We start from the raw sequence: 17304 nt of genomic DNA on the forward strand, positions 1-17304 counted from the left end.
TCAGTATACAGCCGCAGGCGCCAAGGTCACGCCTCCCGCAGGGCCGACACCATGCCGATCCGCGACGCCCGGAAGGCCGGGACAATGGCCCCGATCGCACCGACCACCGCCACCGACAGCAGGGCGGCCACCACCGTGCCCGGGACCATGCGGATGACGAACGCCATCGAGCTGAACGTGCTCGCCCCAGAAACGTCCTTCAGCCCGCCGGCCACGCCCAGCCAGGCCGCACAGGCCACACACCCCAGCCCGCCGCCGAGCAGCGACAACAGGACGGCCTCCACCACGAAGCCGATCAGGATCTGCCCGCGCGAGAACCCGATCGTCCGAAGCATCGCGATTTCCTGCGTCCGCCCGGCCACAGACGCAAACAGGGTGTTGGCCACCGAGAGAATCGCCGCGACACACATGATCGCCACGAGAACGTAGGCGATGGCCAGATAGATCCGCACGAACCGGGCTTGAGCCTCCCAGTAGACGGGCTCCGTCCGACCGGAAAGGCCGATCGCCGGACCCTCGATCTGGGCGATCGCGGCTTTCGGGTCGGCCGACGCCGATAGCCGCAGGTTCACCGATGAGTACATGGTCCGGTTGTAGGCGTTCATCATCGCCGGAAGATAGCCCCAGATCTCGCTTTCCATCGGGCCGCCATCGGCCGAGAAATGAGCGACGATCCGGTAGTCGGCGCTTCCCCCGTAGCCCAGCTTGATCGTCTGCCCGACCTCCAGACCCGCGAACTGCCGTGCCGCCCCGGCACCCACGACCACCTCCGGCTCCGCGGTCGAGAACATCGGACCCAGCAGCCTGACGTTGCGGTGAACCTTCAGCGCGTCCTCGGTCACCCCGCGAACGGCCACGTTCGCCGAGGTCCTGCCGCCGTCCCGGATACGCGGAACCAGCACCTGCACCACCATCTCCGGGCTGAGAATCGCGTGCCCCGTCGAATCGTGCTCCACCCCCTCGAGCTGGCTGAGCCTGCTGACCTCCTCCACCACGATGGCACTGTTGCTCTCCGCGGTGGCCCCACGCTTCAGCACGATCAGCTTCCGCCCGTCACTGGCCATCGCCAGCGAGCCGCGCAGGGCGGCCGCGAAGTTCAGCATCCAGCAGAACACGGCCACGACCACAGCAACGACCAGAAGGGTCAACAGCGTCGTGCTTCGCCGCACGAACAGGTTTCGCCAGTGGTAGGAGAGAGGCAGCGACATGGCAAATGTCCAGCGTCCCGCAGTCGGCGCCCGGCATCGGACGGCCCATTCCCGGCGTTCCTCGCTCCGGCCGCCAGAGGCCGGCAGCTCTGTCAGGCGACCCTCCTCAACGCATCGACCGTCTTCAGACGCATGGCCTGGTAGGCCGGCCACAGCCCGGCAACCGCCCCGACCACCAGCGCGATACCCAGAGAGCCCATCGCCGCCAGCGACGACGGCTTCAGCGAGCCTACCGAGCTGAGGTTCCGAGTCCACTCGGGGCCGGCCGCCAGAAATGCCATCGTCGGAGCGATCCCCGCAACGGACCCGATCACTGCCAACAGCAGACTCTCCGCCAGCACAACGAAGAACACCCGTCGAGCCTGGAACCCGATCGCCTTGAACACCGCCAGCTCGCGGACCCGCTCGCGGAAACTCATCATCATCGTGTTGCCCCCGACCAGAGAGATGATCAGCACGACCACCACGGCCATCGCCTCCATCAACGCGGGGATATCGCCCGCCGCCTGGATGAAACCCGCCAGGAAGGCGTTCTCGTCCTCGGACCGCGTTTCATTCGGACTGTTGGCAAACTCCAGGTCGATCTCCCGTTGGAGCGACCGAAGAGCCTCCGCCGAGGAACACTTGACCCAGAAGATGTTCACCTCCGATTCGCGGCTCCCCACGGCCTTCAAGGCTTCGTCCAGATAGTCAAGACGGAAATAGAAAAAGTTGGTGTTCGCAGGGTCGGTCAGGAGCTTGATGATCTTGAACTCCAGGGCCAGGTACGGCGGCGTGGTGCTCTCCGCGACGATGCGGTCGCCGAGCTTCCAGCCGTACTTGGCGGCCGTCGCCTGGCCGACGAGAGCCGCGCGCCGCTCGCGCCGCCACGCGTCGATCTCCGTCGGGGTCATGCCGATGGTGCTGTAGGTCGTCGGGAACGTGTCGGCGTCGCCCGCCATGGCATGGAGCATGTCCTGCGTGTTCGGGGCCCGGCCTCCGAACCAACGCATGCCGCAGATCGCAGTGATGCGCTGCCCGCCCGGATCAAGGGCTTGAATCTTGCTCCGCATCCCCGCAGGTAGCATGTTGGAGATGGAGGTCTTGTGGTGCACCGCCAGGCGCAGCTGCCGCTGGTTTTCCCGGGCCAGCTCCTCCATGGCCACCAGCAGGGAAATCGCCGCCGTGAACACCGCCATCGGCAGGGCGAACGCTGCCGCGGTCAGGCTGGAACGTAACGGGTTTCGCTTGAGGTTCTGCATGAGCACGTAGGTGAGCGTCACCGTGTGGTCTCCGTCACCCGTCTGTCGGGCCGTGGTCGCCTCGAGGCTGCCGGCCCGCGGAGGACCACGTCACCCGCCCCAGGGTGAGACGGATCCCGCCTGGCTGACATCCCGCTCCAGAACACCTTTCTCCAGGTGCAGCGTGTGCCGGGCGTGGGAGGCCGCCCGCGGATCGTGCGTGACTATGAGAATCGTCTTGCCGAACTCGGTGTTCAGTAGGTTCAGCAGGTTGAGGATGTCTTCCGACGTCGTGGCGTCGAGGTCGCCGGTGGGCTCATCGGCCAGGATGACGTCCGGATCGGTGACGATCGCCCGGGCAATGGCAACACGCTGCTCCTGTCCACCGGAAAGCTGGTTCGGTCGGTGGTCCATCCGGTCGCCGAGGCCCACCACGTTCAACGCGGTGGCAACCCGCTCGCGACGGTCGCGGGCCGGCATCCTGAACAGCAGCAGGGGAAGCTCGACATTCTGGGCCGCGGTCAGGACCGGTACCAAGTGGTACATCTGGAAGATGAAGCCGACATGCCGGCTCCGCCACTGGGTCAGTTCGCGCTCCGTCATCCGCTCGAGGTGGGCATCGCCCACCCGCACACTGCCTGCGGTCACCTGATCGAGACCGCCAATCAGATGGAGTAGCGTGGACTTGCCCGATCCGCTCGGGCCCATCAGGGCCACGAAGTCGCCCGCCAAGATGTCCAGCTCCAGTCCGTCAAGCACAGGGATTTCGAGCTGGTCCTTGTAGTAGACCTTGCGCACGTCGCGGAGTTCGATGTCCGCACTGCTCATGAAGAGGCTCTTAGGCCGGTGCGATCTGCACGTACTTCTTTATGCTGGTGAGGTCCTTCAGCACGTCGAGCGAGGCAAAAATGCGATAGGTGGCCCCGGGGTCGGTCGAGACGGCCGGCACCCGGCTGGGTCGGTCCTTCCACATCCGCCCCCCGCGGCGATGTTCGCCGACCGGCCGCGCTTTCCTGGCCCGGGCCGCTTTCTTGCGGGCCACCTTGTCCATCTGCAGCAGCCGAGCCAGGGTCTTCATCGCCCCGGCCGCCCTCGGCTGACGGGTGACGGTCACGTTGATCCACTGTCCCGGTCGAATATCGATGGCCATGGCACACTCCGTACGACGGTCTTCTCGATCCGTATCCTTGTTCTCGACAAACAGTCCGGCACCGGCATCCGCCCGGCGACACCCTTCGGGTACACCGCCGTCCCACCGGTCGGCCAAGGTGCGAGCCATGAAGTTTAGCTGATCTCGTCCCCCGTTTCCAGTCCCACTCCCCGGCCACCTCCCGCCGGGGTCCGTGAGAGTTGTGCCGGCCGGGGTCTGGCTCCCTTTTTTTTGCCCTGAGGCTGATGTCGCCGACAAGAGCACCTCAACCCGCGACCGGAACACCCCGAGTGGAGGACATCCCGGGCAATGAGGTGCCTGACCCCCTCTCTTGGGCCCCGACCCCCTCCCGCCCCAGCCCGCCATCCCTGCCCCTCCATCCGGGTCAGAAGGGGGCCGACTCGTCGCCCGGCGGGCCGCTTGGCTCGTACCTCCCCGCGGGAATGTACGCCGGCTCCGGACCGGCGCTGAGCGGCCGGAACCGGGCCAGTTCAGGGCTGAACTGAACCTTGACCGTGTCCGTCGGACCGTTACGCTGCTTGGCGACGATCACCTCCGCCTGGCCCCGGACCTCGTCCGGCGGAATCTCGCCCTTGGTGCGGTAGTAGTACTCCTCGCGATGCAGCAGAATGACCACATCGGCATCCTGCTCGATCGCCCCGGACTCACGCAGGTCGCTCAGGGCCGGCCGGTTGCCGGTCCGCCCCTCCGGGTTGCGGTTGAGCTGGGCCATGACCACCACCGGGATGTTCAACTCGCGGGCCAGAGCCTTGAGCCCCCGGCTGATGTCGGCTACCTCGACCTGGCGGCTTTCAACCCGCCCCGGACTGCGCATCAGCTGCAGGTAGTCGATGAAGATGATCTGAATCTTGTGCCGCTGATACAACCGGCGGGTCTTGGCCCGCAGCTCCAACACGCTCATGCCCGGCGTGTCGTCCACGAACATGGGCATGTTGGCCAGAACCTCGCTGGCCGCCTGAAGCTTGCTGATGTCGGCCTCCGAAACCATGTTCCGACGCAGATGCTGGGCGTTGACCTCGGCCCGCATGCACAACAGCCGCTGGGCGATGGCCAGCTTGCTCATCTCCATCGAGAAGAAGCCGACCGGGATGTTCTCGTTCGCCGCGATGTGCTCGGCCATGCTCAGACCAAAGGCCGTCTTGCCCATGCTGGGCCGGGCGGCCACGATGATCATCTCGCCACGCTGCAGACCGCTGAGCAGGTCGTCCAATTCCAGAAAACCCGATGGCACGCCGGTGATGTAGTGCCCGTCGCTGGATTCGAGCTGGCGGAAAATCTGCCCCAGGTACTCGCCAAGCTGCTCGGCCTGGACGCTGATCCGCTTGTCGGTGACCTCGAACAGGACCTTCTCCGCTGTGTCAAGGATCTCCTTGGCGTCCTCACGGGCGTCATACGCGGTGTCGCGGATCCGTTCCGCCGCGCCGATCAGGCCGCGAAGCATGGCCTTGTCCCGGACGATACCCGCGTAGTTCCCCGCGTGCAGGTAGTTGGGGACCGACTCCGCCAGCTGGACCAGGTAATCCACCCCCCCGACTTCGTTCAGCCGCCCGATCCGGATCAGCTCGTCGCGCACCGTGACCAGATCAACCGGCTTACCCTCTTCATAGAGGTACATGAGGGCCTTGAAGATCTCCCGGTGGTCCGGCCGGTAGAAGTACTCCGCCTCGTTGCGGTGAATCAGTCCGGTGACGTCGCCGATCACCTCGCGGTCCAGCATCATCGACCCAAGCAGGGCCATCTCCGCCTCGATGTCCTGAGGCGGAACACGGGTCAGCCCCCCCTGGGACGGGGGCGGCTCAGAGGTCGGTTTCGAGGGCGTCAACATTGGATCCGTAGTCAAACCCGCGGTCACGACCGCGGCCACGCTCGCGGCTCTCCTCAGCCTTCGGAGCGGCCTCCTTCGGCTTGGCTTCCTCTTCCAGGTCCCCGGCACTGGTCTCGCGGACCACCCAGACCTTTACCTCCACGGTCAGATCATTCGCGAAAACCACCGGAACGGTCACTGTGTCCAGCTGCCGGATCGGCTCCGCCAGGTGAACCTGCTTGGCCTCCACGTCGTGACCCTCGTCACGCAGGGCCGCCGCGATCTCCCGCGGGCCGACCGAGCCATAGAGCCGACCTTCCAGGTTGCACGCCGCGGCAATCGTCACCTCGACGTTACGCAGCTTCTCGGCCTGCTGCTCGAGGGCGGCGCGGCGGAACTTCCGCTCCTGCTCGGCCAGCTTCTTGTCTTCCTCGATCGCCTTCATGTTCGCCTTGGTCGGCTCAAGCCCCAGATGGTGCGGGATCAGGTAGTTCCGGGCGTATCCTTCCTTGACCTCGACCACGTCGCCGGCCAAGCCCACATTCGGAATATCACGTCGCAGCAACAGCTTCATCACGTCACCTCGCGGATCCGCTATCCGTCAACCTCAAGTCTACATCACATTCCGCCCGGCTCACCTCAGGTTCACGCCGCCGGACGCAAATCACCTGTCATTCCTTCAATCGGGCCACCGTTAGCCGTTGTCAGAACGGAACATCCGGGTCTTCCGGCGGCAAGTCGTCCATCTGCGGCGGCGGGCCCTCCTCGTGCTGAGCCGCAGCCTGAGCCGCCGGCGCCGAACGAGACTGCCCACCGCTCGCTCGTCCACCACCACCACCCTGGCCACCGCCGCCAAGGAAGGTGAAGTTCTCCACCATCACGTCCAACTTGCTGCGGTTCTGACCCTCCTTGTTCGTCCACTGCCGATAACGCAGATGGCCTTCGATTAGAATCGGGTTGCCCTTCTTCATGTACTGATTGATGACCTCGGCCTGCCGACCGTAGGCCACCACGTCCACGTAACACACTTCATCCTTGGAGTTGCCGTCGCGATCACGCCACTTGCGGTTGATCGCCATCCCCATTTCACACACCGAAACGTTGCTCGGCGTGTAAGACAACTGCGGGTCACGCGTCAGGTTGCCCGCCAGAATCACCCGGTTGAAGCTGGCCATTGGGTCTCACTCCTTGGCATCGGTACCGTCCAGATCGGCGATGGCGCTCACCACTTCCTCACGCCCGACGGCGTCGGGGCTCGCCCCTTCCCGCCGCTGACCATCGCGCGGCACCACCTCCACGCGAGCCGGGCCGGCCAGGGCTTCCTTCATGGCCGCCTCGGTGACATGGTCGGCACGAAGGACCATGCACCGAATGATCGCTTCCGAGAGCTGGGCGTCACGCTCCAGGCCACCAATCTTGCCGGCCTCAGCCCTGAAATAGGCCAGCACGTACATGGCCCGCTTGTGACCACCGATCTCGTAAGCCAATCGGCGCTCGTCCCACTTGCCGCTGACGATCACTTCCGCGCCCGCCCGGCCCATGAGCCGATCCAGCTCCGCCTTGGCTTGTTCCCACTCGGCCGTGACGGCCGGGTCGAACAGAAACATCCCTTCGTAGGTTTTCAAGGTCGCATACCTCCGCAAATACCGCCGGCGAGCCAACTACTCGCCTGATGGCTCCTCAGTCCGATTGAACCGATTCATCGCCGCTTCCAAGCCCTCGGCCAGGAAGCACTCCACCGCATCCGCAGCCCGGCACACCGCCGGACCCACCACCGCCTCCTCCTCGGCATCGAACGGGCTGAGCACATGGTCCACCATCCGCTCACCACTCACTTCCTCGATTCCGATCCGCAGCCGGGCGACCGCGTCCGTACCCAACTCCCGGATCACGTCCGCCAGACCGTTGTGCCCGCCCGCCGAGCCGCCCGCCCGAATCCGGATCCGACCCAGCGGCAGGGCCATGTCGTCCAGCACCACCAGCAGATCCACCGGCTCGACCTTGTGGAACGCCGCCGCCTCCCGAACCGAGCCGCCGCTGCGATTCATGTACGTGCCCGGCTTCAGCAGCAACACCCGCTGATCGCGGATCCGACCCAGCCCCGCCGTCCCCTGGAACTGCCGCCGGCCAACGTTCAACTGCCACCGCCGGGCCAATTCGTCGATCACGCGAAACCCGACATTGTGCCGGGTGCTCTCGTATTGCCGCCCCGGATTCCCAAGGCCCACCACGAGCTTCATTTCTTCTCAGCGGCTTCCTCTTCCGTCGGCTTGGCCTTCGCCGTGATGATCTCCGGCTCCTTGGGCTCCTCACCCTCGACCGGCGCCACCACCACTTCTTCGGCCACCTTGGCACGAACCGCACACAGGATCGCGTCCGGCGGCGTGATCGCCTTCACGCCTTCCGGCAACTGAAGATCCTTCACGTGCAGGTAACCTCCCAACTTCAGGTCCGCGACGTTGACCCGGATCGACTCCGGAATCTGCGTCACCACCGCCTCCACCTCGACGTCCACCATGTTCTCCTGGAAGACACCGCCCTCGAGCGTGCCCGCCGGCGTGCCCCGATACTCGAGCGGAACCGATACCTTCACCCGCTCGTTCAGATCCACGCGCATGAAATCGACGTGCGTGGGCGTCGTGCCTACACAGTCAAACTGCATCGCCTTGACCAGCACGGCGGAACGAGAGCCACCTACCTCCAGCTCGAGAACGTGGGCGCCATGCTCCATGATGATCTCGAACTCGCGGCGCGGCACGGCCACACTCTCCGGAGCCAGACCATGCCCGTAGACCACACCCGGCAGCTTGTTCTGACGCCGAAGACGCGACGCCTCGCGCGAGCCGCCGGCCTTACGCGTTTCGCCCTGCAGTTTTGCAATTTCCATCGCTACATTACTCCGATTGACTCACTCACCTGAGCGACCCCGGACCGCCTTCGTCCCTGGACGGCTCCGCGAACCTCACCCGGTCATCGCTCCGCCTTCTTGAACATCGCACTTACCGACTGATCGAGGTGGATCCGCCGGATCGCCTCTCCAAACACATTCGCCACCGACAACACGTGCATCTGCGGCAGACGATCCGCAACCCCCGGCCGCAGCGGAATCGTGTTCGTGGTCACAATCCAGTCCAGCCGGGCGGCCACCAGCCGGTCCACCGCCGGGCCGGCCAGCACCGGGTGCGTCGCCGTCAGCATGAACCGCTCCGCCCCATGATCACGCAAGATGCGAATCGCCTCCGTGGCCGTCCCACCCGTGGTGATCATGTCGTCAAACATCAGAATCGTCCTGCCCTCCACGTCACCAATCACCCGGGCGGCCACCGTCGTGTCGCCCGAAACCCGCCGCTTGTCAATCACCGCAATCTGCCCGCCAATCCACTCCACATAGGCCGTCGCCCGCTTCAGATTGCCCACATCCGGCGAACAGACCACAAAGTCCTCCAGCCCGGTCGACTGAATGTGCCGGGCAATGACCGGCAGGGCGGCCAGATGATCCACCGGCAGGTCGAAAAAGCCCTGAAGCTGCTCCGCATGAAGGTCCATCGCCAGAACCCGATGAGCCCCCGCCTGGGCAATCAGGTTCGAGACCAGCTTGGCCGTGATCGGGGTGCGACCCTCCGCCTTCCGATCCTGGCGGGCATAACCAAAGTACGGGATCACCGCGGTGATCCGCCGAGCCGAGGCCCGCCGAAGGCAGTCAATGAAGATCAGCAGCTCCATCAGGTTCTCGTTGACCGGCGGACAGGTCGACTGAACCACAAAACAGTCGCGGCCGCGAACGTCCTCCTCCAGCTTGATGATCGTCTCACCATCGGGAAACCGGTCAATCTTGACCGTGCCCAGCTTCACCCCGACCACCGCCGCGATCTCCTTCGCCAGGCCGGGATTCGACGACCCGCCAAACACCTTCAGCCCGGTGTCGGCATCCGATTTCAGAAAGTCCGGACCGTACGCGGTCATTGCTTGGTGACCTCCCCGAGGTTGCTCTCGCGGACCACCGAACCGTGGTTGATCTGCAGACCCTGCGGCACCTCCAGCGGAGCCACCAGGATGGACCCGTTGCCGATGTAGGTGTCGCTCCCCACCACCGCCTCGTGGATCTGACGGCCATCAAAATTGGCGAAAATCGTGCCCGCGCCCACGTTCACCCGCTCGCCGATATGGGCGTCGCCGATGTAGCTCAGATGCCGGACCCGAGTGCCAGTACCCAGCTTCGAGTTCTTCAGCTCGGTAAACACGGCGACCACCACGTCATCCTCCATCGTGGTGCCGTCACGCAGATAGGCGAACGGACCAATCACACACCGCGACCCGATCTTCACCCGCCCGTGAATGTAGCTGAAAGGGTAGATGACCGTGTCCTGCCCAATCTGGGCCCGGATGTCAATCCAGGTGTTCGCCGGATCCACAATCGTCACCCCGTTCTGCATGAGCTGGGCCTGGATCCGGTTCTGCATGATCCGGCCAACCTCGGCCAGCTGCGCCCGGCTGTTGACGCCCATGGCCTCCTCAGCCTTGACCGCTGTGATCGCGATCGCCCGGTGACCCTTCTGAACCAGGATGTGCAGGGCGTCCGTGATGTAGTACTCGCCCTTGACATTGTTCGGCTCAATCTGATCCAGAGCGTCAAAGAACAAGGCCTTGTCAAAACAGTAGTAGCTCGGGTTGATCTCCTTGATCTGCTTCTGCTCCGGTGTACAGTCCGACTCCTCGACAATGCCCTGCAGGTTGCCGTACTCGTCGCGAACGATGCGGCCATAGCCGGTCGCATCCTCCAGAACCGCCGTCGCCAGCGTGACCGCCGAGTTCTGCTTGCGGTGCGTGCCGGTCAGCAACTGCAGCGTCTCGGCTCGCACCAGCGGCATGTCCCCGGCGATCACCACCACGTTGCCCTCAAAGTCGGCCAACGCCTCCCGGCACATCATCGCCGCATGACCGGTACCCTTCTGCTCCGTCTGGGCGACAAAGGTCAAGCCGGCCTCCTTGCCGAACGCCTCAACCACTTGCTCACGCTGGTAACCAACCACCACGATCAGCCGCTGAATGTCCGCCGCCCGGCAGGCGTCAAGAACGTAAGAGAGCATCGGACGACCGCAAACCTCATGCAGAACCTTGGGCAAATTCGTGACCATGCGCGTCGACTTCCCCGCCGCAAGAATGATGGCTGCCGTCGGTTTGTTGGGCATCGATGTCTCCTCACCTCACCAGCCCGCAGCGCGGCGGGCGATCGTCTCTCCCGGAGCCGCCAGTTGCTCGGGATCAGGCGGCCCAAAGGCACTACCCGGCCTGGACTCGAACCAGGAATGCCAGGACCAAAACCTGGTGTGTTACCGATTACACCACCGGGTATCAGAGCCGTCCCGCGCCAGGGCCCCGCCCCGCACGGTCCGACACCGTCCGTCACTTGTTGCGACGATTGTCAGGTCAACAGATCGGTCGCAGCTTCGTTGGCCACGCTCGAGGTCTGAACTCCCCGCTGCGAGCAGGAAGCCCATTCTCCCTTGAGAGGAGGCGCCCCAGTGATCGTGGCATCCTCCGCCAAGACCCCGTCCAGGCCCCAGCAGAACCCGCCACCATATCCGATCGCTCCCCCCGCGTCAACATCATCGCCCTCAATCGAGCCCTACGCAGATAACTGAAAAAAAGAAACCATACTGCTCGCCAAGGCCGCCCGCGAGCCCTCCTCGTCCTCGCCCGCCGTACCCTCAGCCAACCAGCCCTCTCCCCGTAACCTCCTGCCATCCCATCAGTTGCCGGGTCGCCCGACGCCTCCAAACCTGACCCACCAACCACGTGGGCGGGCGAAGGTCGAACGTCAGGGGCGGCCCGTACGACAACTTGACTTCGCCCCGGGCAGCGAACAGACTCCCAGACAGGGGGAGTGTGGAACCATCCAACGAAAAGTGGAACCAGCCAATGAAAACATGCCGTCTCCGCCTTCTCCTGCCGATGATCGTTCCAGCCATGCAGACCCTCGCGGCTGACCCGCAGACCCAGGACCAACGACTCGACCTGGTCCCGTTCGGCTATCAGTATCGAGCCCATCGGTCCCCAACCGAAAACCCGCCAGAAACCCAGTGGCTCATCGAAGGCCAATCCGATGTGCTCGCCGGCGTGATGTGGGAGGAGCATCGGCCAGTCCGCGAGGTCGCATTTCATTTCGCTGAGCAAACACCCGATCCCGGCTTGCTGGTGGTCGAGGTGACGACCAGTACCCCGACCGCCAAGCAGGACAACCGCCCGACATGGTGGACGCGGGCGTACGAGCCATTTCCAGGTACGGCCATCCGATCCGGCAACGCGTTGGTGTATCACTCCGACCGGCAGATGATCGTCCAGCGCCTGAGCCAGTATCCAGAGGCTTTCCGCTTTGAGCCCGATCCCCAGGGGCTGATCTTCGTGGACAAGATCCGGCTGCGGTATCGAGGAGGCGAGCCGCGGCCGCGGGTCGTCCAGATGCGCGCGGTCGGCGTCGCCGCCACGCAGCCGCTCCACGTGGAAATCGAGTGGGGTTTCCTGCCCGCCCAGCGGGACCAGACGTTCGATGGCGGAGTAGAAGCCTACAACGGCCAGTTGGAGGCAGTCAAACCGCTGCCGGGAGAAGGGGGCGTGGTCTGTACCGGGCCGGGCCAGTGGCGATCGGCACCGGTAACCGCGGGCCGGCGCGGCATCGAAGCCACGGTCCATTATGTGGCCGACGACGGGCAGGACCTCCGGTTCCGCCCCAACATCGACCTGCCCACGGGCTCGAGCGGATCGCTGACCTACTATCCGAACCGAACGGTCGTCACGGTGAGGACGGCCGGCGGCAGTTTTTCCTTCACGCCTCGTGACCTGGCCGAGGGCAAGCCGATCCTCGTGCCCAGCCTCGGCTTCTACGTGGCCAGGGCAGGCAAAGCCCACTCCGCCTCCGAGTACATGACCCAATGGCAGGCTCAGAACCCGCAAACCACCCGTCAACGTGTGCGCCGCATGCCCGAGCAGAGCATGGGGCGAGCCTTGAGCGATCATTACACCGCGAACCGTCCGCCCTTACCGGCACCGGCCGAAGAGCCGCCCATGACCATCGAGACCCCGGACGAGCTGGTCTCCCAGGCTTGGCGGCTCGCCTATTGGCACGTCAAGCGACGCTGCATCAAGGAAGGCGACGTCTACCAAATCTACATCTGGCCCTACAAGGCTCTGTTGGGCCAGGAGTCGTGGCGAATCTTCATGGCCCTGAACTTGCTCGGCGAACACGAGATTCCACATTCGGGCTTCGAACCGTGGTTCCGCGCCCAGGGTCAGATGGTGGCCCGCGGGGCGTTCACCGACCACGAGGGAGCACTCAATGTGAGCGGCTGGGACCTGAACCACGCCCAGGGCCACGGCTCAATGCTCTACGCTATGGCCCAACACTACCTGCTCACCGGCGATAAGGCATGGTTGACTCAGCATCTGCCTAACTTCAAGGCCGCATGCGTATGGATCGAGCGACAGCGTCAGCAGTGGGTCAGAAAGGCGGGCCCCGATTCATGGTCGGCCGGCCTCATCCCACCCTGCGAGATGGGCGACTACGCGGACTGGCGCAGCCTCTACCAGACAAGCGTGTTCTTCTGGCGAGGACTCGCCTCCGCCGCCGAGGCGATCGGCGAGCTGGAACCGGAGACCGGCCGGCGCTGGCGGGATCAGGCGGAGGACTTCCGGCAGGCAATCCAGCGGGCGGTGCAGCGTTCGGTGACCCTGACCCCAGTGATGCGCGTTGCCGACGGCAGCTGCCGACGCTACATCCCCCCGCACCCCTACCTCCGCGGCCTGTGCGACGGCATCGCCAACCCCTACGGAAGCGGCCACGCGGGCAACCTGGTCATGGACGGCGACCTCGGGGCGGCCACACTCGGCCTCGGCGTGCTCGACCCCACCGATCCCCTCATGGACGAGCTGCTTGACGTGCTCGAAGATGTGATCTACCGGGATAACTGGATGGTCCGCCACCACACCAGCGAGCGTATGCCCAACCGACCGGAAGCCTGGTTCAGCATCGGCGGCTACTACTACCAGTGCGGCTACTCCCAGTCCGCGCTGGCCCACCTCCACCGGGATGACGTGCCCAACTACCTGCGCTCGATGTTCAACCAGTATGCGGCCGACGTCGACCCGCAGAAAGCGTACCAGTTCCGTGAACATCCCAATCGGGCGGGCGAGGGCAACGGCGGCGATAAGACGTTCGAGGTGGGAGCCTTCCTCGAGCGGCTACGTTCGATGTTCGTGATGGAGGACCGCGGCGGCCTGTGGCTGGCTCGGGCCACACCCCGGACTTGGCTGCAGCAGGGCAAACGCATCGCCGTCAAGAACGCGCCCTCGCGATTCGGCACGATAGCGTTCGAGATCGTCTCGGACGTCGACCACGGCCGGATCCGGGCGACGATCGATCTGAAAGCCCGCGCCCAGCCCTCGCCCATCCTCCTGCGACTTCGCCACCCGACGGCCGCCCCGCTGCGCGCCGTGGAAGTCAATGGACGCCCGCACACGGCTTTCGATCCATCGCCCGAAGTGATCCGGCTGGAAGGCCTCAACGGCGCCGCAAAGGTCGAAGCGTTCTACTGATCGCCGGGCAAACGGAAAACGGGACAGGTCCGTTTATTTCGAACGCCTATTCTCCGGTTAACCGCCATTTCTCCGCTTGCGTGGACGAGCGCACGGACCAAGCGACCGCTCCAGGCCGAGCTTCCGCACCGAGCCTCCTGCGGCGAGGACACTGAGGAATAGGTTCTCTCCGGAATCTCTGCAACGGCTCTGAGCCTGGACGTACGCGGTCAGACTAATCGCGCTGTGCCTTCACGTCGTAGGCGAACAGCAGGTCCTGGTCGCGCAGGTACAGTTTGCCGTTGGCAATGACCGGATGTGTCCAGGCTGGAGCCTTTGTACGGTCGGGCTGCTCGAAGCGACCGCGTTCGACGTATTCCTTGGGGTTGGGCTCGATCAGAGTCATCGTGCCTTTCTCGTGACGATAGTAGAGGCGTCCGTCGGCCAGGAGAATCGAGCCTTTAGGGGGCTGGTTCTGGGCGACTTGGCGCCCATCCCACATCACATTGCCCGTCTTGAAATCAAGGCAGATGAGATTGCCGCCTTCGTTGCCGCCGTTCGCGCCGTACAAGCAGCCGTCGACAACGACCATGCCGCCATGGTGGTTCTGCATCTTGTTGGTGAAATAGACTTCCTCGGCCTTGACACCGCCGTTCGCGTCCTTGCTCAGCTTCACCAGCCCACCGCCCGTTCCATAGGCCGAGGCGGCGAACACCTGGCCATCGCGATAGAGGGGTGTAGAACAGTTGATACTCATGCGGTTGGCGGGCCGGTCATACCGCCAGAGGAACTTGCCGTCGGACGCCGCGACGCCCATGAGCGTCTTGGCAGTGAACTGAACGTACTGGCGCTGTCCCTCGAAGTCGATGGCGATGGGTGAGGCATAGGCCGCTTCAGAGCCTCCGGTACCGCCGAAACCACCGGGGCCACGGCCAGGGCGACCGCGACCGCCGCCGCGCTCGCCAGGACCGGCAGGACCACCGCCAGGACCGCCGGAGCCGGGTGCCGAGACGCCGGCTGCCGAGACGCCGGGCATCGGGCTCTTCCAGATCATCTTGCCGGTCAGCTTGTCGAGAGCGACCAGAATCGCCTCCTGGCTGCCGGGCGTGCAGATGACCTTGTCACCATCAACCAGCGGCGATTCCCGGTAGCTCCATGTCGGGGCACGCCCGCCAAAATCACGGGTCAGGCTGCACCGCCAGACGATCGCGCCGTCCTGCACCTGCAGGCAAACCACATCGCCACTCATGCTCTCGACATAGAGCCGCTCGCCATCGACGGTCGGCGTGCACCCAGGCCCCTCCTTTCCCTGCGGCATGCGCTGCCCGGCGGCCGGCCCAAGACGCGTCGCCCACAGCTCCTTGCCGTCCTTCTCCGACAAGGCCCAGACGACTTCGTCTTCACCGCGGTTGCTCGTACCGTAGATCCGCCCAGCGGCGATGGACGGGGCGCTGTAGCCGCCCCCGAGCCCGCTAACCTTCCAGGCGAGCGGTGGGCCTTCTTTCGGCCATTCCTTGAGGAGACCGGGCTCCTTGGAGACGGCGTTCCGGTCCGGGCCCTGCCACTGGGGCCAGTCAAAGGATTCCGCTGAGGCGGCGGGGGCCGTCCCGCCGGCAAGTAGCAGGGCCAGGATCCAAGGGTAGCGTTTCATACGAGGACCTCCGTGATAGACAGACCCCAAACCCACAGGTCTTATTCTAACTTCCCATATCGTCTTACACGGGCCGATTCGGCCCTCGGGATATGACGATTATCCAGAATCCTTGAACAATTCTCCAAAACACCGTACCGTGCCATCGCCGAGTCGACGAAAACACCTGCTATCGTGCGGGAGGCGATCAACGTGACGGGTAATCGACAAGCCGACCGCATGCAGGCAGATCGTGAGGAACTCGCCCGCCGAATCGCAAACGCACTGCCACGCGATGGTCACCTGGAGCCGCAGCCGGGTCTGCACTTCCACCGGCATTCCACAGTAGGCGAACGAGTGTGCGGCTTCGATCCGGCCGCATTCTGCGTCATCGCCCAGGGCAGCAAGGTCATCCTCCTCGGCCAAGATACGTTCCGTTACGACCCGGGCCACTACCTGGTCGGCACGATGCAAGTGCCGCTCATGGCCGAAGTTGTGAAAGCGTCCGCGGAGCGTCCGTACCTTGGTTTCCGGCTGGTGCTCGATCCTGCAGTGCTGACATCGGTGATGGCGGAGTCAGGTCTCACGCAGCCACGCGGGCAAGGCTGCGGCGTGAAGGCGGTCGATGTCAGCCGCCTTGACGCAAGCCTGCTCGACGCGACGCTAAGGCTCGTACGGCTCATCGACACCGTGACCGAGTATCACGTGCTCGGGCCGCTCGTCATCCGCGAGATTGTCTATCGCCTGCTGACCGGGGCCCAGGGGCACCGCGTACGCCACCTCGCGACGTTCGGTGGTCATGCTCACCGCATGGTTCGCGCGGCCGAGATACTGCGCGAGAGCTACAACAAACCGCTGCGGATCGAGCATCTCGCCCAGGAACTCGGAATGAGCGTCTCGGGCTTCCACGCCCATTTTAAGGCCGCCACCGCCATGAGTCCGCTGCAGTTCCAGAAACAGTTGCGGCTTCAGGAAGCCCGCCGCCTGCTGCTCAGCGCCAGTCTCGACGCTGCGGAGGCCGGTTACCGTGTCGGCTACGATGATGCCTCTCACTTCAGCCGTGAGTACAAGCGATATTTCGGCGACTCACCGATGCGGGATGTCGAGCGGCTGCGAACCTCGGTCCTCCATTCGTCCGGTCACTATTGGAGGTCACGCGATCCGAAAGGCGGATCAGCAAAGAGGGACAGTCGCCGTCTCGGCGAGGGGCTATGAGCCGCGTGCGGAAGCCGACGGCTCGATGACTGCTTGAGTTGTCGGCACGGTAGCCGGTTGAGTGGTAGGCGGAGCGGCACCCGCTGCCATCGCGTACAGATGCGAGCGGTCAACGATGTACAACGTGCCATTGGCGGGAGTGACGGTCGAGCAGATCGGCTGTTTCATCGGGTTCTTGGCGAGCAGCTTGCTCTTCCGGCCTTCGGCGAATACGAACATATCGCCGTCTTCCGTGCCGATGTAGACCTTGCCGTCAGCCACCATCGGCGACGCCCACGTCGCAGATCCCAGATCGTGCTTCCAGAGAGGTGTGCCGTTCGACACATCCACGCAGTGGAGAAAACCACGAAGCTCGGCCACGTAGACCCCAACGTTGCATAATCCGCCCGCCTCAAGCGGCGTGTTGGGCGGTCTTCATCGCCTGCAGCAGGCCGAGGAGCCTTTGCCGGGCCCAGGTATTGGCGTTGCAGGTGAGGGTGAAGACGCCT

The 17304-nt window shown here is 64.6% G+C and carries 15 protein-coding genes, 1 tRNA gene and 1 pseudogene; 2 read left to right on the top strand and 15 right to left on the bottom strand.

What is annotated here, in order from left to right:
- Window positions 1-26: 26 nt before the first annotated feature.
- The 13 genes from KA354_03365 to KA354_03425 form a co-directional block, all read right to left on the bottom strand.
- A complete protein-coding gene (locus KA354_03365) occupies window positions 27-1208 on the bottom strand; it encodes an ABC transporter permease (protein ID MBP7933668.1) in 1182 nt (393 codons plus the stop codon).
- Window positions 1209-1300: 92 nt separating this feature from the next.
- Window positions 1301-2470: an ABC transporter permease gene (locus KA354_03370; protein ID MBP7933669.1), complete on the bottom strand. Its 1170-nt coding sequence runs from the start codon at window positions 2468-2470 to the stop codon at window positions 1301-1303.
- Window positions 2471-2539: 69 nt separating this feature from the next.
- Entirely contained in the window at window positions 2540-3256 is a 717-nt protein-coding gene (locus tag KA354_03375) for an ABC transporter ATP-binding protein (protein MBP7933670.1), read from the bottom strand.
- 10 nt (window positions 3257-3266) lie between these two features.
- On the bottom strand, window positions 3267-3707 hold the full coding sequence (locus tag KA354_03380; GenBank protein MBP7933671.1) for a hypothetical protein: 441 nt from the start codon (window positions 3705-3707) through the stop codon (window positions 3267-3269).
- 256 nt (window positions 3708-3963) lie between these two features.
- Window positions 3964-5424 (bottom strand): replicative DNA helicase, encoded by a 1461-nt coding sequence (gene dnaB, locus KA354_03385; protein ID MBP7933672.1) that lies wholly within the window; start codon window positions 5422-5424, stop codon window positions 3964-3966.
- Window positions 5396-5977: a 50S ribosomal protein L9 gene (gene rplI, locus KA354_03390; protein ID MBP7933673.1), complete on the bottom strand. Its 582-nt coding sequence runs from the start codon at window positions 5975-5977 to the stop codon at window positions 5396-5398. The genes dnaB and rplI overlap by 29 nt, the downstream gene beginning before the upstream one ends.
- A gap of 130 nt (window positions 5978-6107) precedes the next feature.
- Window positions 6108-6578 (bottom strand): single-stranded DNA-binding protein, encoded by a 471-nt coding sequence (gene ssb, locus KA354_03395; GenBank protein MBP7933674.1) that lies wholly within the window; start codon window positions 6576-6578, stop codon window positions 6108-6110.
- Window positions 6579-6584: 6 nt separating this feature from the next.
- Window positions 6585-7028, bottom strand: coding sequence for a 30S ribosomal protein S6 (rpsF, locus tag KA354_03400; GenBank protein ID MBP7933675.1), 444 nt, complete (start codon window positions 7026-7028; stop codon window positions 6585-6587).
- A 36-nt stretch (window positions 7029-7064) separates the two neighbouring features.
- Window positions 7065-7643, bottom strand: coding sequence for an aminoacyl-tRNA hydrolase (locus KA354_03405; GenBank protein ID MBP7933676.1), 579 nt, complete (start codon window positions 7641-7643; stop codon window positions 7065-7067).
- Window positions 7640-8290 carry a 50S ribosomal protein L25 gene (locus KA354_03410; GenBank protein MBP7933677.1) on the bottom strand — a complete coding sequence of 217 codons (651 nt, stop codon included), beginning with the start codon at window positions 8288-8290 and terminating at the stop codon, window positions 7640-7642. Before KA354_03410 ends, KA354_03405 begins: the two co-directional genes overlap by 4 nt.
- An 83-nt stretch (window positions 8291-8373) precedes the next feature.
- Entirely contained in the window at window positions 8374-9366 is a 993-nt protein-coding gene (locus tag KA354_03415; GenBank protein ID MBP7933678.1) for a ribose-phosphate pyrophosphokinase, read from the bottom strand.
- The gene (locus tag KA354_03420; GenBank protein MBP7933679.1) at window positions 9363-10592 is read right to left on the bottom strand and encodes an NTP transferase domain-containing protein; all 1230 of its coding nucleotides are present in this window, start codon (window positions 10590-10592) and stop codon (window positions 9363-9365) included. The genes KA354_03415 and KA354_03420 overlap by 4 nt, the downstream gene beginning before the upstream one ends.
- A gap of 91 nt (window positions 10593-10683) precedes the next feature.
- A tRNA-Gln gene (locus KA354_03425) sits at window positions 10684-10755 on the bottom strand.
- A gap of 567 nt (window positions 10756-11322) precedes the next feature.
- Here KA354_03425 and KA354_03430 point away from each other — a divergent pair.
- Window positions 11323-13992 carry a hypothetical protein gene (locus KA354_03430; protein ID MBP7933680.1) on the top strand — a complete coding sequence of 890 codons (2670 nt, stop codon included), beginning with the start codon at window positions 11323-11325 and terminating at the stop codon, window positions 13990-13992.
- A 214-nt stretch (window positions 13993-14206) separates the two neighbouring features.
- Here the strand turns inward: KA354_03430 and KA354_03435 are convergent, their stop codons facing one another.
- A complete protein-coding gene (locus KA354_03435) occupies window positions 14207-15622 on the bottom strand; it encodes a PQQ-like beta-propeller repeat protein (GenBank protein MBP7933681.1) in 1416 nt (471 codons plus the stop codon).
- A 219-nt stretch (window positions 15623-15841) separates the two neighbouring features.
- Here KA354_03435 and KA354_03440 point away from each other — a divergent pair, with 219 nt between their 5' ends.
- Window positions 15842-16816: an AraC family transcriptional regulator gene (locus KA354_03440; GenBank protein MBP7933682.1), complete on the top strand. Its 975-nt coding sequence runs from the start codon at window positions 15842-15844 to the stop codon at window positions 16814-16816.
- Here the strand turns inward: KA354_03440 and KA354_03445 are convergent.
- Window positions 16811-17185: pseudogene (locus KA354_03445) on the bottom strand (PQQ-like beta-propeller repeat protein). The gene KA354_03440 and the pseudogene KA354_03445 overlap by 6 nt on opposite strands.
- Window positions 17186-17304 lie beyond the last annotated feature (119 nt).

The sequence above is a fragment of the Phycisphaerae bacterium genome (assembly GCA_018003015.1).
Lineage (GTDB): Bacteria > Planctomycetota > Phycisphaerae > UBA1845 > PWPN01 > JAGNEZ01.

What these genes read in the sequence shown, in the direction of transcription:
- KA354_03365 (MBP7933668.1), bottom strand. Translation starts at nt 1,208, where the DNA reads ATGTCGCTGCCTCTCTCCTACCACTGGCGAAACCTGTTCGTGCGGCGA.
- KA354_03375 (MBP7933670.1), bottom strand. Translation starts at nt 3,256, where the DNA reads ATGAGCAGTGCGGACATCGAACTCCGCGACGTGCGCAAGGTCTACTAC.
- KA354_03380 (MBP7933671.1), bottom strand. Translation starts at nt 3,707, where the DNA reads ATGGCTCGCACCTTGGCCGACCGGTGGGACGGCGGTGTACCCGAAGGG.
- dnaB (MBP7933672.1), bottom strand. Translation starts at nt 5,424, where the DNA reads ATGTTGACGCCCTCGAAACCGACCTCTGAGCCGCCCCCGTCCCAGGGG.
- rplI (MBP7933673.1), bottom strand. Translation starts at nt 5,977, where the DNA reads ATGAAGCTGTTGCTGCGACGTGATATTCCGAATGTGGGCTTGGCCGGC.
- ssb (MBP7933674.1), bottom strand. Translation starts at nt 6,578, where the DNA reads ATGGCCAGCTTCAACCGGGTGATTCTGGCGGGCAACCTGACGCGTGAC.
- KA354_03405 (MBP7933676.1), bottom strand. Translation starts at nt 7,643, where the DNA reads ATGAAGCTCGTGGTGGGCCTTGGGAATCCGGGGCGGCAATACGAGAGC.
- KA354_03410 (MBP7933677.1), bottom strand. Translation starts at nt 8,290, where the DNA reads ATGGAAATTGCAAAACTGCAGGGCGAAACGCGTAAGGCCGGCGGCTCG.
- KA354_03415 (MBP7933678.1), bottom strand. Translation starts at nt 9,366, where the DNA reads ATGACCGCGTACGGTCCGGACTTTCTGAAATCGGATGCCGACACCGGG.
- KA354_03420 (MBP7933679.1), bottom strand. Translation starts at nt 10,592, where the DNA reads ATGCCCAACAAACCGACGGCAGCCATCATTCTTGCGGCGGGGAAGTCG.
- KA354_03430 (MBP7933680.1), top strand. Translation starts at nt 11,323, where the DNA reads ATGAAAACATGCCGTCTCCGCCTTCTCCTGCCGATGATCGTTCCAGCC.
- KA354_03435 (MBP7933681.1), bottom strand. Translation starts at nt 15,622, where the DNA reads ATGAAACGCTACCCTTGGATCCTGGCCCTGCTACTTGCCGGCGGGACG.
- KA354_03440 (MBP7933682.1), top strand. Translation starts at nt 15,842, where the DNA reads ATGCAGGCAGATCGTGAGGAACTCGCCCGCCGAATCGCAAACGCACTG.